This is a genomic window from Rhodospirillum centenum SW, assembly GCF_000016185.1.
GTDB lineage: Bacteria > Pseudomonadota > Alphaproteobacteria > Azospirillales > Azospirillaceae > Rhodocista > Rhodocista centena.
Genome location: NC_011420.2, coordinates 465,663 through 480,416, shown reverse-complemented (window position 1 = coordinate 480,416; position 14,754 = coordinate 465,663). Strand labels below are relative to the sequence as shown.

The following is a 14,754-nucleotide window of genomic DNA, read 5'->3' as shown; positions in this document are numbered from 1 at the left end:
CGACGGTGCGGATCGACAGGCTCGCTCTGGAGCGTTACGGCCATTTCGAGGACAGGGAGCTTGACCTCTCCGGGCCGGACGTGCTGCTGCACGTCGTCCACGGCCCGAACGAGGCCGGCAAGTCCACGACCCTGCAGGCGATCTACGACCTGCTGTTCGGCTTCGGGCACACCACCGACTACGCCTTCCGCCATGACACGGGCAGCCTGCGGATCGGCGCCACCCTGGTGAACCGGGAGGGTCGCGCCATCAGCTTCCGCCGGCGCAAGGGTCGGGGCGACACCATCCTGTCCGCCGACGGTGCCGCCCTGCCGGAAGCGGTGCTGGCCCCGTTCCTGGGCGGCACGACGCGGGAGGAGTTCGAGCGGCTGTTCGGCCTGGACCACCGCCGCCTGCGCGAAGGCGGTGACGCCATGCTCGACGCCCGGGGCGACATCGGCCGCAGCCTGTTCGAGGCGGGCAGCGGCACGGCCGGTCTCTCCGCCGTGGCGGAGGCGCTGAAGACGGCCGCCGACGAGATCGGCGCCCCCAACGCCCGCGCCTCCGCGAAGAAGCCCTATTTCGCCGCCCTCGCCCGCTTCGAGGACGCGCAACGGCGCTGCCGCAACGACGGGCTGCGGACGGAGGACTGGACGAAGGCGGTCCGCGCCGCCGATGAGGCGCAGGCCCGGCGCGACCGCATCGCCGCGGAGCTTTCCGCCCTCCAGGCCGAGCGCAACCGGATCGAGCGCCTGTGCCGCGTGCTGCCCCTGCTCCGCCGGATCGAGGCGCTGGAGGCACTGCTGGGCACCCTGGGGGACGGCCCCGACCTCGATGACGGATTCGAGGCCGACTGGCGGCAGGCGCTGGAGACGCAGCGGACCCGGGCCGACCAGCTCCGCGCCCGGCGGGAGAACCGCGAGGCCGCGAAGGCCGCGCTCGACGCGCTGGGCGGCATCGGCCCGTGGGCGCAGCACGAGAAGACGATCAACGCACTGGTCTCCGGCCTGGGCGAGTACCGCAGCTTCATGGAGTCGATCCCGAACCGGAAGCGCGACCTCGCCGCCGGCGCCGAGCGGATCGCCGACCTGCTGCGCCGGCTGGGGCTGCCGGGCCGCGATCCCGCCAGCGTCGCGGCACTGCTGCCGGACGCGGCGACGGTGGCCCGCATCCAGGCGCTGCGCACCGGGCGCACCACCCTGGACGCCGACCACAGGAACGCGGCCGAGGAACTGCGCGAGGCGGAACGCCGGACGGCCCGCGCCACGGCGGCCCTGGAGGCGGCCGGAACCCCGGCCGACCCGGCCGACCTTGAGGCGGGCTTCGAGCGGCTGCGGGAGATGGGCGACGTCTGGACCCCGCTGCGCGAGGCGGACGCCGCGCTCGATCTGGCCCGGCGGGAGCTGGCGGACGCCCTGCTGGCCGTGGGACGGGGCGACTGGCAGCCGGAGACGCTGCTGGCGCTGGCGCCCCCGTCCCTGGAAACCCTCCACCAGGTCGAGGCGCGCCGGAGCGCGCTTGCCCGCCGGCGGGACGAGCTGGAGGAGGCCCGCGCCCGGCTCCAGGCCGAGCTGGACGGCATCGCCCTGGACCTGCGGACCCTCCAGGCCGGGGGGGAGGTGCCGACGGAGACGGCCGTCGCCGCCGCGCGGGAGCGGCGGGACACCGGCTGGCGCCTGATCCGCCGCCACCATGTCGAGGGCGGCCCGGTCGCCGCGGAGGAGATCGACGCCTTCCGCGCCGGCACGCCGCTGGCGGACGCCTACGAGGCGTCGGTGCGCCACGCCGACGGTCTGGTGGACCGCAAGGAGCGCGAGGCCGCGCGGGTGGAGCGGGACCGGCAGCTCCGCGGCCGGCTGGAGAAGACGGAGGCGGAACTGCGGACGGTCGTCGCCACGGCGGCGGAGACCACCGACGCCCTGGCCGCCTGGGCGGCCGGGTGGGAGGCGGCATGGCTGCCGACCGGCCTGCGTCCCGGATCGCCCGACGAGATGAGGGGCTGGCTGGAGCGGCGGCAGGCCGCGCTGGATCGGCTGGGCGGCGTCCGCAAGGCGGAAGCGGCGCTGGCGACGCGGCGCCGTGCGGAGAGCGATCTGCACCGCGGGCTGCTGGTCCTGGCGGACCGGCTGTCCCTGGCCGACGCCGGACGGCTGACGGCACCGGAACTGCGCGACGCCGTGAAGGCCGCGGTCGGCCGGGCGAAGGCGGCCTGGACCGAGGCCGCCGCCGCGCGCAAGGCGCTGGCCGATGCCCGGACGGAAGAGACCGAGCGCCGCCGCGCCCTGGAGGACGTGCAGCGCCGGCTGGAGGACTGGAAGACGCTCTGGGCCGAGGCCGCGCCGCGGCTGGGCCTGTCGCCGGCGGCCACGGCGGAGGAGGCGGAAGCCGCGCTCGCGCTCTGGCAGCAGGTGGCGCTGGAGGAGAAGGGGCAGGTGGAGCAGCGCCACCGCCGCGACCAGATGCAGGAGGCGACGGACGCCTACCGGACCCGTGTCGCCGCCCTGCTGCACGACCTGGGCGGGGCCGCCGGCGACATCGACCCGGCGGCGGACCCGACCGAGCTGGTCCCGCTGATGCAGAAGCGGCTGGCCGAGAACCGGGACCTGGGCATCCGGATCGCCGAGGCGCGGAGCCGGCTCGCCGCGGCGGAGGAGGAGGCGGGCAAGGCCGAGCTGGCGGCGCGCGACGCCGACGATGCCGTCGTCGCCCTGCGCGAGCGGCACGGGCTGGACCCGGCGCTGGACGTGATCGCAGCCACCCGCGCCGCGGCGGAGCGGCGCCGCCTGCGCCGGGAGATCGCCGATCTGACCGGCCGGCTGCTGGAGGCGGGGGACGGGCTGGACGGGGCCAGGCTCCGCACCGAGGCCGCCACCGTCGATCTTGATGCCGCGATGGCGGAACGCCAGCGGCTGGAGCCGGAGATCGCGCGCCTCCAGGCGGAGCTTGAGGCCGCGATGCAGGAGCTGGCGACCGCCAGGGCGGACCAGCGGACCCTGGAGAAGAGCGAGGGAGCCGCCGACGCCGCGGGGGAGATGAACAACGCCGCGGCGGAGATCGGCGCCCTGGTCGAGCAGTGGCTGCGCACCCGCACGGCCGGAATGCTGCTCAACCGGGCCATCGAGCGCTACCGGAGGGAGAACGAGCATCCGCTCATCAGCCGGGCCAGCGCGATCTTCGCGGCGGTGGCCGGGACCGGGGACGACCCCATCGTCCGGCTCTCGGTGGACTATGCCGACGAGGCCCACCCGGTGCCGATCGCCCACCGCCGCGACGGCCGCCGGGTGCCGGTGACGGGGCTCAGCGAGGGGACGCGGGACCAGCTCTATCTGGCCCTGCGGATCGCGTCGGTGGAGCGCCACATCGAGAACCGGGAGCCGCTGCCCTTCATCGCCGACGACCTCTTCATCACCAGCGACGAGGAGCGGACGGCGCCGGGCATCCGGGCCCTGGCCGAACTGGGACGGCGGACGCAGGTCATCCTGTTCACGCACCATCGCTACGTGGTGGAAGCGGCGCGGGACGCCGTGCCGGCCCGGCAGCTCCGGGTCCATGCGCTGGCGCCGTTGCTGCAACCGGCATAGGGCGACCGCCCCGGAGAGGGCCGGCGCGCGCCGCCGTGCCCGTTCCTGGCCCTGTATCGGTTCCATGGATCGGGCCGGTGGATCGACCCTGTGGATCGACTTCTTGGATCGGCGTTGACAAGGCGGTGGGGGACGTTATAGTCCGCTCCCTCTGGAAACGGGTCGGACCGCTGCCTGCCGGCAGGGGAGCCCGGTCGTTCGTATTTATGGAAGGCGGCCGCCGGTCACGGGTGATCGGTCAGGCACCTGATCCGATCAGTGGTGGGCACAATGTTCGCAGTCATCCGCACCGGCGGCAAGCAGTACAAGGTCGCCAACGGCGACGTGATCAAGGTCGAGAAGCTGGTCGCCGATGCCGGCGCCACCGTCACGCTCGACGACGTGCTGATGGTCAGCGACGCCGGCAAGACCACCATCGGCACCCCGGTGGTCCAGGGCGCTGCCGTCACGGCCGAGGTCGTGGCCCAGTCGCGCGGCCCGAAGATCATCATCTTCAAGAAGAAGCGGCGCCAGAACTACCGCCGCAAGAACGGCCACCGCCAGGACCTGACGGTGCTGCGAATCACCGGCATCCAGGCCTGACCGCCGTCCAGGAAAGCAGGAGTACCAATCCATGGCACATAAAAAGGCAGGCGGCAGCTCCCGCAACGGCCGCGACAGTGCGGGCCGTCGTCTGGGCGTGAAGCGGTTCGGCGGCGAGCAGGTGCTGTCGGGCAACATCATCATCCGCCAGCGCGGCACCAAGTACCATCCGGGCGCCAATGTCGGCCTGGGCAAGGATCACACGATCTTCGCCACCGCCGACGGCACCGTGAAGTTCCATACCGGCCTCAAGGGCCGTACCTTCGTCTCCATCGTCCCTGGGGCGGACGAGGCTGTTCCGGCGGTCGCCGCCGAGTAACGCCTGTCCCCTTCGGGGATCACGGGACTTGCGGTCGGGGGAGCGGGCAACCGTTCCCCCGATCTGCGTTTGCGGGGCAGGCAGCGTCCGTGGTGCGCGTCGCTCCGGCGGCGTCCCCCGGCCCCTGCCGCCCCATCGCTTCCGTCTCTCTTTTCCGTCCGTGCCGTCTCCCCTCCGGCCGGGCCTGCGCTATGCTGGGGCAGCGGCCCGGTCCGGTTCCGCCTATCCAGTTCCTCTGCCCGCGCGTCCCGAAAGTCCCGACCATGAAGTTCCTCGACCAGTGCAAGATCTACCTGAAGAGCGGCGACGGCGGTCCCGGTGCCGTCGCCTTCCGGCGTGAGAAGTTCATCGAGTTCGGCGGACCCGACGGCGGCAACGGCGGCCGTGGCGGCGATGTGATCATCGAGGCTGTGGACGGTCTCAACACCCTGATCGACTACCGCTACCAGCAGCACTTCAAGGCCAAGCGCGGCGGCCACGGCATGGGCCGGTCGCGCTCCGGTGCCAAGGGCGAGGACGCGGTGCTGCGGGTGCCGGTCGGCACCCAGGTGCTGGATGACGACCAGGAGACGGTGCTGGCCGACATGACGGAGGTCGGTCAGCGGATCGTGCTGCTGAAGGGCGGGGACGGCGGCTTCGGCAACGAGCACTACAAGAGCTCCACCAATCGCGCGCCGCGGCAGTTCACCCCCGGCTGGCCGGGGGAGGAGCGCTGGGTCTGGCTGCGCCTGAAGCTGATCGCCGACGCCGGGCTGGTCGGCCTGCCCAACGCCGGCAAGAGCACGTTCCTTGCCGCTGTCAGCCGCGCCCGGCCGAAGATCGCCGACTACCCCTTCACCACGCTGACCCCGAACCTGGGCGTCGTGCAGGCGGGGGAGGAGGAGTTCGTCCTGGCCGACATCCCCGGCCTGATCGAGGGCGCGCACGAGGGACGCGGCATCGGCACCCGCTTCCTGGGTCATGTCGAGCGCACCCGCGTGCTGCTGCATCTGGTGGACGGCACGCAGGAGGATGTCCAGCTCGCCTACCGCACCATCCGGCGGGAACTGCGGCTCTACGGCGGCGGCCTTGCCGAGAAGCCGGAGATCGTGGCCCTGAACAAGATCGACGCGCTGACGCCGGAGGAGCTGGAGTTCAAGCGCACCAAGCTGCGCCGCTCGGCGAAGAAGCCGGTGATGCTGCTGTCGGGCGCCACCGGCCAGGGCGTGCAGGAGATGCTGTTCGAGCTGCTGCGGCACATCCGCGAGGCGCGCGGCGCCGAGGCCGAGGCGGCGGAGGAGATCGAGCGCCGCATCCGCTACGCGCCGATCGAGGAATAGGGCCGGCGGCGGCACGGCCCCCGATCGCCGGCATTGACCGGCGGGGAACTCCGCGCCGATAACGGAGGCTCCCCAGCCTGCCCGCGTGCCGCCATGTCCGCTCCCGCCGAGTCTCCCGCCGTCTCCACCGACGCTCCCCTGGCCGGGGCGCGGCGGCTGATCGTCAAGATCGGCTCGGCCCTGCTGGTGGACGACCACAATATCCGCCGCGACTGGCTGGACAGCGTGGCCGACGACATCGCCGTCCTGCGCGCCCGCGGGGTGGAGGTGGTGGTCGTCACCTCCGGCGCCATCGCCGTGGGCCGGGAGCATCTCGGCCTGGTCGGCCGTCCGCTGCGGCTGGAGGAGAAGCAGGCGGCCGCCGCCACGGGGCAGATCCGCCTTGCCGCCGTCTACCAGGAGACGCTGGCGCGCCACGGCATCACCGTGGCGCAGGTGCTGCTGACACTCGATGACACGGAGATGCGGCGGCGCCACCTGAACGGCCGCGCCACCATCGAGGCGCTGCTGAAGCTCGGCGCCGTCCCCGTCATCAACGAGAACGACACGGTCGCCACGGCGGAGATCCGCTTCGGCGACAACGACCGGCTGGCCGCCCGCGTGGCCCAGATGATCAGCGCCGACACGCTGGTGCTGCTGTCCGACATCGACGGGCTCTACACCGCCGACCCGCGCAAGGACCCCGACGCCCGCCACATCCCGGTGGTGACAGAGGTGACGCCGGAGATCACCGCCATGGCCGGTGAACCGCCGCCGGGCTACAGCTCGGGCGGCATGGTGACGAAGATCGCGGCGGCCCGGATCGCCATGGCGGCCGGCTGCCGCATGGCCATCGCCAAGGGCAAGCGCCTGAACCCGCTGGCCGCCCTGCTGGAACCGCCCGCTGCGGGCGGGGCGCCGGCCACCTGGTTCCTGCCGCAGGCGGAGCCGCTGACGGCGCGCAAACGCTGGATCGCCGGGGCGCTGAAGCCGCATGGCCGGCTCACCGTGGATGCCGGTGCGGTGGCGGCGCTGGCCCGCGGCGGCAGCCTGCTGCCGGCCGGCGTGCGGGCGGTGGAGGGGGAGTTCGAGCGCGGCGATCTGGTCCAGGTGCTGGGACCGGACGGGCGCGAGGTCGGGCGCGGCCTGTCCGCCTATTCGGCCGAGGATGCCCGCCGGCTGGCCGGGCGCCGCTCGGCAGAGATCGAGGCGCTGCTCGGCTACCGTGGCCGGGACGAGGTGATCCACCGCGACGATCTGGTGGTCGGCTGAACGGGCCGGCCGGCGAGGGCGGCCAGGGAAACCGGCACGGACGGCGCCCGGGGCCGGGGCGCCATCCGTGCCGTCAGGCCCGCGTCAGGAGGCGGGCTGGCTCGACAGCACGCAGTTGTCCTTCTCGTCCATCAGGAACAGCACGGTGCCGGCGGGATTCTGGAAGCTGGTGTCCAGCGCGAAGATCAGCCGGTTGATCTTCTTGGCGGCCAGCGACTCCGGCACCCCGTCGGACATGAAATTGTAGGTGCCGGCGATGCCCAGCGGGAACATCCGCACCTGCGCGCCTTCGTAGGTGGCTTCCGCCGACATCATCATCGAGCTGGGATCGACCTTCCAGGTCGTCGTCATGCTGCTGCCGACGAAGCTGCCGAACGCCTTCTTGCAGGCAGCGTCCGCACCGGGGTTGCGGCTGCCGGTCTGTTCCACGCCGTAGAGGTTCGTGAGCTTCACCGTGCTGGTGCCCGACTGTTCCGCAGCCACGGCGGGCAGGGCCGTGAGGGAGAGAAGGGCGAGGCCGCTCGCAACGCTCTTCCAGGGGCTCATGGGGTTCCAGGTGTTCATGGGTTCCTCCGTTCCGGAGCGTGACGGCATCCAGGCCGCCCGACCGGTTGTTCTATGACCATCGCCAGTGATGGTGGAGGTGACTATCTTTCAGTGCGCGGAAAAGAGTCAACCCGCTGTGCGCGCATTCATCCGAAAATGAGATCGCCGGGGTTGTTCTCTCCGGAGCGGTTCAGCCGCCGGACACAGGCTTGCCGGCCACCTTGGTGCTGAGCACCAGCAGGGAATGGGTCGTGCCGAAGGGCGCGAGGTCGGTCACCACGCGGTCGAGCTGGCGGACGCTGCCGGCTGCGATCTTCAGCAGGTAGCTGTCCTCTCCCGTCACCTCATGGCATTCCAGCACCTCGCCGCGGGTCGCGGCGAACGACTCGATCGCGCCGTCACGCCCGGGAAAGGCCCGGATGCGGACGAAGGCCGTCAGGGCAGCCCCCAGGGCGGCGCGGTTGACCTCCGCCCGGTAGCCCTGTATCAGCCCGGCCAGTTCCATCCGTCGTACCCGTTCCGCGACGGCCGGTGCGGTCAGCCCGACGCGGCGGCCCAGTTCGGCGAAGGGCAGACGGGCATCCCGTTGCAGCTCCTGCAGGATTCGCCATCCCGTGGCGTCCAGAGGGCGGGAGCCGGCGACAGAGTGTCCGGGTGGGGATGACGGAGCGTCCATGCGCGTAATTCTATATCGCCGCGCCCCCAGTCCGCCATTCTGCCGCAACGGCCGGTAGGGCATAGTCGGCATCAGGTCCAGGCCAGACGGAGTTCACCTTTTGCTTGCAGAGATCGGTGTCTTCCTCCGGGGCATCATACTCGGCATCGCCATCGCCGCCCCGGTCGGCCCCATCGGACTGCTCTGCATCCGGCGGACGCTGGAACGCGGCATCGCCGTCGGTATCGCCACGGGCATGGGGGCTGCCATCGCGGACGCCCTGTTCAGCGCCATCGCCGCCTTCGGCGTCAACGCCATCCTGGAGCTGGTGATCGGGCACGAGGGCGAGCTGCGGGTGTTCGGCGGGCTGTTCCTGCTGGGGGTGGCATTGCACAGCTTCCTGCGTGAGCCGCGCCCCCCGGCGCAGGAGCCGGAGGCGCGGAATCTGCTGGGGGCGACGGGCAGCGGTCTGGCCCTGACCATGGGCAATCCCGTCACCATCCTGGGCATCACGGCCCTGGTCGTGGGATTCAGCGGCGGGCTGGAGACCTATCAGGCGGTCACGCTGGTGGCCGGCATCTTCGTCGGATCGGGCATCTGGTGGTTCATCCTGTGCGGGGGCGTCACTCTGGTGCGCCACCGCATCACCCGCCGTTCGGTGCTCTGGATCAACCGGGGAACCGGGATCATGCTGGGCGCCCTGGGCGTCTGGGCCCTGGGCGGGGTCGGCTGGAACTGGCTGGTCGGCTGAGGGGACGCCCCCAGGCGCCGGAACGCGGACAGCGTGTCGCGCTTGCATGACATGCCGGGATTGCCACCTGGAACACCACGCGGCGCCCTGCGCCCGTCGGGAGCGTGTGCGCAGATTTAAATCCACTTTTTCTGGCGTGGTGTATAGGCCACCCTCTGATCCCTGTCTGGCGGAGCCCTCCTGTCGATGCCTGTGGTGCTTGGTCCGCATGGCGATGTGCCGGTGCTCCGTGCCGACGGAGTCGCGGCCTCCGCGTCCGCACAGGAGGCGGCGCGTGACGCGCTGAACGTGTTGCCGCTTGCCATGCTGCCGCTGGAGACGGCGGGCCTCGCCGGGGCCCGGCTGGTCAAGACCGCCCGCCTGGAAAGCCTGGTGGAGGTGTTCGATTCCGGCGGTGCGGGCAGCGGCCGGCGGGAGATCGCGGCAGCGGTCGGCGCCATGGCAGGTCCGGCCGACGCCATGGAACGCGACGCCAAGCTCCTGCAGGCGGTCTCCCGCATGGCCTCGTTCGATGTCTTCAATCTCTGCACGGCGCTCCGCGAACTCCGGGTCGCGCCGCCCCGGGGGGAAGGGGTGGGGCTGTCGCCGCGCAAGCGGCGGGAGCTGGCGGGCCATCTGCGCCCCTACACCCGCGCCCTGACCGACGGGGTCTTCGGCGCCACGGTTCCGGCCGGGGTGCCGCTGGATGACGGGCTGGTCCAGCTTCACCGCGCGGCGGTCCGCGCCAACCTGGATGCCATCGCCCGCCGGCTCCGGATCGACCGGCAGGCGCTGCCCGAGCTGCTGACCCGCTACGCCGACGCCGCCCTGTCGCTGGCCTATTACCAGAGCTGTGACCGCGGCCTGCGGAACCTTCTGGGGGACTTCTCCGCCTGGCTGGGGGCGTTGACCGCGATCGCCGTCGTCACCGGCACGCCGGCCAACATGCGGCTGGTGCAGGAGGTGCAGGGGGCGCTGGCGGAACTGACCCTGCGGCTGGACGACTGTCTTCGCCACCTGGAGCGGCATCTCCAGCATTACTGGCGGCAGCCGACCCCGCTCACGGGCGCGCAGGGCCAGCGGGTGCTGTCCGCCTACCAGGGCGCCATCGGGGCCATGCTCTGCGGGCTGGTGACCAAGCTGACCGCCTGGGAACAGCGCTTCGGTGAGGTGCCGGGCTCGCCCGGTCAGCGCATCGACTGGCTGCGGCAGGAGATGCTGCCGGGCCTGCCCGAACTGCGCCTGACCTCGGAACAGGCGGTGCTGGACATCACCCGCCTGTCCGCCTGAGCCGGCGGACGCCGTGAGGGCAAAGGAAAGCCCCGGACGCGGGGTGCGTCCGGGGCCCGGAGTTGTCGAGGACGAAAGGCGGGGAACAAGGGGGAACCCGCCGCCTCCCGTCCGCTCAGGCCGCTACGGCGGTGGAGCCGTCCTGACCGGACAGCGCCGCCTCGGCGTCGAGCACCGTGGCCACGGCGTGGATCACCGCGGCGATGCGGACCGCATCCTGGATGTTCTCCGTGGACATGCCCTTGTGCATCACCTCGCGCTCATGCGCCTCGATGCACATGCCGCAGCCGTTGACGGCGCTGGCGGCGAGCGACCACAGCTCGAAATCCACCTTTTCCACGCCCGGGTTGCCGATCACGTTCATGCGCAGCCGCGCCGGGATCTTCTTGAAGTCGGCGTTACCGGACAGGTGGACGGTGCGGTAATAGACGTTGTTCATGCCCATGATGGCGCCGGCGGCCTTGGCGGCGGTCAGACCGGCGGCGTCCAGGTGCTGCGCGGCCTCGGCCACGATGGCCCGGGTCACGTCGTCGTTGCGCGCGGCATAGGCGGCGGCGATGGCAGCACCCCAGACCTGCCCCGGCTTCAGCGACGAGGTCGTCAGCACGGAACCGAGATTCAGCCGGAGGTCCTTGGCGTAATCGGGCAGGCGCGCCTTCAGCGCTTCGATCGACATGGGTCAGTTCCCCTTGATTGATGATCCGTCGGCCCCGGCCCTTCGCTGGACGCGCACCGGAAGAGGCGCCGGAAGACCGCAGGCTTGACGGATGGAGACGGAATTTCGGAGGTTCGCAGGCGGGCGCCGATGGGCGCCCGCCTGCTGGTGGCCTGTCAGGAGGCTCAGGCCGCCTTGAGAACCTCGTCGCCCTTCTGCCAGTTGCAGGGGCAAAGCTCATCGGTCTGAAGAGCGTCAAGAGTACGGAGAACCTCGTTGACGTTCCGGCCGACCGAGAGGTCGTGGACCGAGGCGAAGCGGATCACGCCTTCCGGGTCCACAATATACGTAGCGCGCAAAGCGACGCCTTCAAGCTTGTGCAGGATGCCAAGTTCACCGGAAAGCTCGCGCTTGATGTCGGCGAGCATCGGGATCGGCAGATCCTTCAGGTCGGCGTGGTGCTGGCGCCACGCCAGATGCACGAACTCGCTGTCCGTGGAGGCGCCGAGGACCTGGGCGTCGCGGTCGGCGAACTCGCCGCTCAGCTTGCCGAAGGCAGCGATCTCGGTCGGGCACACGAAGGTGAAGTCCTTCGGCCAGAAGAAGACCACCAGCCACTTGCCCTTGTAGGTCTCGTTGTTGATCTGGGTGAAGGCGGTCTTCGGGTCGGTGGACACGACGGCCTTCAGGTCGAAGGCGGGGAACTTGTCACCAACGGTCAGCATGATCTCACGCTCCAATTTCAGGTCGGGAAAAGAGGGGGATCTGGAAACGAGGCTCCGCGTGCTGCAAAGCAGCGTGTTTTTAGAACCGTTCGAAACTTGGCGGTTGCGCTGCGGAATTGCCAATCGAAATTTCCGTTGGCCGTGATAGGAAGAAGCGATGACCGCCATCACGCTGCGCCAGCTCCGCTATCTGGTCGCCCTGGCCGACACGCTGCATTTCGGCCGGGCCGCGGCCGCCTGCCATGTCAGCCAGCCCAGCCTGTCGGCCCAGATCCAGCAGCTCGAATCCCTTCTCGGGACCGCGCTGGTGGAGCGGACGAAGCACCGCGTGCTGCTGACGCCGGCCGGCAAGGATACGGTCCGGCGCGCGCGCGACGTCCTGGCGGCCGTGGACGATATGTCGCAGATGGCGCGGGCCGCGGGCCGGCCGCTGTGCGGCGCCCTCCGGCTGGGCGTGATTCCCACCATCGGCCCTTACCTGCTGCCGGGCGTCCTGCCCGGCCTGCGGCGCGACTACCCGGACCTGCGCCTCTATCTGCGCGAGGATCTGACCGAGCGGCTGCTCGACCGGCTGCGCGCGGGCGATCTGGATGCAGCCGTTCTGGCCCTGCCGGTGGCGGAGCCGGGACTGGAGACGGTGGACCTCTTCGAGGAGCCGTTCCTGGTTGCGCTGCCACAGAACCATCCCCTGTCGGAGCGTACCGCGGTGCGGCAGTCCGACCTCTCCGGAGAGGTCCTGCTGCTGCTGGAGGACGGGCACTGCTTCCGCGATCAGGCGCTGGATGTCTGCCGCCTTTCCGGCGCGCGGGAGGATCCGGGCTTCGCCGCCACCTCGCTGCCGACCCTGGTGGAGATGGTGGCCGGCGGGCTCGGTCTCACGCTTCTGCCGGCGCGGGCGGCCCCGCTGCTGACGGCGGCCGGGCAGGTCGTGCTGCGGCCCTTCGTGGCCCCCGTGCCGGTCCGTCGTGTCGGCCTCGTCTGGCGCCGCGGTTCGGTGCGGGAGGCTGATCTCCAGCGGCTCGCCGGCCATCTGGCCGAGGGCACGCGGTCCTGCCGCTGCTGATCCGGATCAGACATCCGCAGCGCCTGCCCCTCGGGTCGTCTTTATGCCGCCTTTATGCGGCCGCGCGAAGTCCGTCTCGATCCTTTATGCGCCCCTCGCCGATCCTGCCCCCGTGTGAGACCACGCAAGGGGGGAATCCCATGGCTGACATCATCTTTCTGGGCCTCGTGCTGGCGGCCTTCGCCGCCTTCGCCGGGCTGACCTACGGCTGCGACCGGCTCTGACGGAGGCGCCCGATGATCGTCGATCTGATCGCCGGCGGCCTCGTGGCGGCCGGCCTGCTCGCGTACCTCGTCTACGCGCTCCTGCGCCCCGAGGAGTTCTGACGCCATGACCGCGGAAGGACTTCTCCAGATCCTCCTCTATCTCGGCCTGCTGGCGGCGGTGACGCCGCTGCTCGGCCGCTACATGGCGCGGGTGTTCGAAGGCGAACGCACCCTGCCGGGCATCGTGCTGGGACCGCTGGAACGCGGGCTCTACCGCATCGCCGGGATCGACCCGGCGCGGGAGCAGCACTGGACCGGCTACACGCTGGCCCTGCTGTCCTTCAACCTGCTGGGGCTGCTGCTGCTCTACGCCCTGCTGCGGTTCCAGGCCTTGCTGCCGCTGAATCCGGCGGAACTGGGGCCGGTCGGGCCGGACCTCGCCTTCAACACGGCCGTCAGCTTCACCACCAACACGAACTGGCAGTCCTACGGGGGCGAGACGACGCTGTCCTACCTCTCCCAGATGCTGGGCCTGACGGTGCAGAACTTCGTCTCCGCCGCCACCGGCATCGCCGTGGCCGTCGCGTTGATCCGCGGGTTCGCCCGGCGTGCGGGAAAGACCGTCGGCAATTTCTGGGCCGATCTGGTGCGGGCGACCCTCTACGTCCTGCTTCCTCTCGCCTTCCTGGGGGCGCTTGTCCTCGTCTGGCAGGGGGTGCCGCAGAACTTCGACGCCTATGTCACCGCCACCACGCTGGAGGGCGGCAACCAGGTTCTGGCCCAGGGTCCGGCGGCCAGCCAGATCGCCATCAAGCAACTGGGTTCCAACGGCGGCGGCTTCTTCAACGTCAACTCCGCCCATCCCTATGAGAATCCGACGGCGCTGACGAACCTGCTGGAGAGCTTCTATCTGCTGATGATCGCCGCGGCGCTGATCTACAGCTTCGGCCGCATGGTCGGGGATACCCGCCAGGGGCGCGCCCTCTGGACCGCTGTGTTCATCCTGTTCGTGGCCGGCCTGGCGGTGACCTGGTGGGCCGAGGCGCAGGGCAACCCCGCCGTCACCGCCCTGGGCGTCGAGACCACCGATGGCAACATGGAAGGCAAGGAGGTCCGCTACGGCACCGCGCTCTCGGCGCTCTGGGCCGTCGCCACCACCGCCGCCTCCAACGGTTCCGTCAACGCCATGCATGACAGCTTCATGCCGCTCGGCGGCATGGTGCCGATGCTGAACATGATGCTGGGCGAGGTGATCTACGGCGGCGTCGGCGCCGGGCTCTACGGCCTGCTGGTCTTCGTCATCCTGGCCGTCTTCATCGCCGGGCTGATGGTCGGCCGCACGCCGGAATATCTCGGCAAGAAGATCGAGGCGCGGGAGATCAAGCTGGCCGTGATCGCCGTGCTGGTCTTCCCGCTGGGCATCCTGGGCGGGGCGGCGTTGACGACCGTCGTGCCGCAGATGCTGGCCAGCGTGCAGGATCCGGGTCCGCACGGCCTGTCGGAGATCCTCTACGCCTACACCTCCGCCACCGGCAACAACGGGTCGGCCTTCGCCGGCTTCGGGGCCAACACGCCCTGGCACAATACGGGCCTCGGCCTCGCCATGCTGCTCGGCCGCTTCGCGGTGATCGTGCCGACCCTCGCCATCGCCGGATCGCTGGTCGCCAAGCGGGCCGCACCCGCCGGGCCGGGCACCCTGCCGACCCATGGCACCCTGTTCATCACTCTGCTGATCGCCACGATCCTGATCGTCGGTGGCCTCACCTTCTTCCCGGCGCTCGCCCTCGGCCCCATTGCCGAGCATCTGAGCCTGACCGCCGGCACCCTGTTCGGAGCCGTCCCATGACCGACCC

Annotated in this window: 15 protein-coding genes; 11 read left to right on the top strand and 4 right to left on the bottom strand. The window is 71.0% G+C overall.

The genetic code is table 11. The features are described 5' to 3' along the window. Nucleotides 1–5 precede the first annotated feature (5 nt). The 5 genes from RC1_RS02120 to proB all read left to right on the top strand — a co-directional run bounded on the left by RC1_RS02120 (nt 6) and on the right by proB (nt 7,031). Nucleotides 6–3,560 carry a YhaN family protein gene (locus RC1_RS02120; protein WP_012565680.1) on the top strand — a complete coding sequence of 1,185 codons (3,555 nt, stop codon included), beginning with the start codon at nt 6–8 and terminating at the stop codon, nt 3,558–3,560. Between the two features lie 270 nt (nt 3,561–3,830). Then, a complete protein-coding gene (gene rplU / locus RC1_RS02115; protein ID WP_012565679.1) occupies nt 3,831–4,142 on the top strand; it encodes a 50S ribosomal protein L21 in 312 nt (103 codons plus the stop codon). 31 nt (nt 4,143–4,173) lie between these two features. Further along, the gene (rpmA, locus tag RC1_RS02110; protein ID WP_012565678.1) at nt 4,174–4,461 is read left to right on the top strand and encodes a 50S ribosomal protein L27; all 288 of its coding nucleotides are present in this window, start codon (nt 4,174–4,176) and stop codon (nt 4,459–4,461) included. Between the two features lie 263 nt (nt 4,462–4,724). Beyond that, nucleotides 4,725–5,780 (top strand): GTPase ObgE, encoded by a 1,056-nt coding sequence (gene obgE / locus RC1_RS02105; protein ID WP_012565677.1) that lies wholly within the window; start codon nt 4,725–4,727, stop codon nt 5,778–5,780. A gap of 93 nt (nt 5,781–5,873) precedes the next feature. After that, complete coding sequence (proB, locus tag RC1_RS02100; protein ID WP_012565676.1) at nt 5,874–7,031, top strand: glutamate 5-kinase; 1,158 nt, start codon at nt 5,874–5,876, stop codon at nt 7,029–7,031. 84 nt (nt 7,032–7,115) lie between these two features. Here proB and RC1_RS02095 read toward each other — a convergent pair whose 3' ends face one another. Continuing rightward, a complete protein-coding gene (locus tag RC1_RS02095) occupies nt 7,116–7,595 on the bottom strand; it encodes a hypothetical protein (RefSeq protein WP_012565675.1) in 480 nt (159 codons plus the stop codon). 172 nt (nt 7,596–7,767) lie between these two features. Further along, the gene (locus tag RC1_RS02090) at nt 7,768–8,253 is read right to left on the bottom strand and encodes an Lrp/AsnC family transcriptional regulator (RefSeq protein ID WP_012565674.1); all 486 of its coding nucleotides are present in this window, start codon (nt 8,251–8,253) and stop codon (nt 7,768–7,770) included. A gap of 100 nt (nt 8,254–8,353) precedes the next feature. Between RC1_RS02090 and RC1_RS02085 the strand changes: the two genes are divergently transcribed. Continuing rightward, the gene (locus RC1_RS02085) at nt 8,354–8,983 is read left to right on the top strand and encodes a LysE/ArgO family amino acid transporter (protein WP_012565673.1); all 630 of its coding nucleotides are present in this window, start codon (nt 8,354–8,356) and stop codon (nt 8,981–8,983) included. A 186-nt stretch (nt 8,984–9,169) separates the two neighbouring features. Then, nucleotides 9,170–10,252 (top strand): hypothetical protein, encoded by a 1,083-nt coding sequence (locus RC1_RS02080; RefSeq protein ID WP_012565672.1) that lies wholly within the window; start codon nt 9,170–9,172, stop codon nt 10,250–10,252. A 115-nt stretch (nt 10,253–10,367) separates the two neighbouring features. On the opposite strand, the gene ahpD is transcribed toward RC1_RS02080, so the two are convergent. Together ahpD and RC1_RS02070 are read right to left on the bottom strand one after the other, a co-directional pair. Further along, entirely contained in the window at nt 10,368–10,928 is a 561-nt protein-coding gene (gene ahpD / locus RC1_RS02075; protein ID WP_012565671.1) for an alkylhydroperoxidase, AhpD family, read from the bottom strand. Between the two features lie 164 nt (nt 10,929–11,092). Beyond that, nucleotides 11,093–11,632, bottom strand: coding sequence for a peroxiredoxin (locus tag RC1_RS02070; protein ID WP_012565670.1), 540 nt, complete (start codon nt 11,630–11,632; stop codon nt 11,093–11,095). A gap of 157 nt (nt 11,633–11,789) precedes the next feature. Between RC1_RS02070 and RC1_RS02065 the strand changes: the two genes are divergently transcribed. The 4 genes from RC1_RS02065 to kdpA all read left to right on the top strand — a co-directional run bounded on the left by RC1_RS02065 (nt 11,790) and on the right by kdpA (nt 14,747). Continuing rightward, the gene (locus tag RC1_RS02065) at nt 11,790–12,695 is read left to right on the top strand and encodes a LysR substrate-binding domain-containing protein (RefSeq protein WP_012565669.1); all 906 of its coding nucleotides are present in this window, start codon (nt 11,790–11,792) and stop codon (nt 12,693–12,695) included. Between the two features lie 86 nt (nt 12,696–12,781). Further along, nucleotides 12,782–12,919, top strand: coding sequence for a hypothetical protein (locus RC1_RS21650; protein ID WP_012565668.1), 138 nt, complete (start codon nt 12,782–12,784; stop codon nt 12,917–12,919). A gap of 12 nt (nt 12,920–12,931) precedes the next feature. Further along, the gene (kdpF, locus tag RC1_RS20625) at nt 12,932–13,021 is read left to right on the top strand and encodes a K(+)-transporting ATPase subunit F (RefSeq protein ID WP_083759226.1); all 90 of its coding nucleotides are present in this window, start codon (nt 12,932–12,934) and stop codon (nt 13,019–13,021) included. Nucleotides 13,022–13,025: 4 nt separating this feature from the next. Continuing rightward, nucleotides 13,026–14,747 carry a potassium-transporting ATPase subunit KdpA gene (gene kdpA / locus RC1_RS02060; RefSeq protein ID WP_012565667.1) on the top strand — a complete coding sequence of 574 codons (1,722 nt, stop codon included), beginning with the start codon at nt 13,026–13,028 and terminating at the stop codon, nt 14,745–14,747. Nucleotides 14,748–14,754 lie beyond the last annotated feature (7 nt).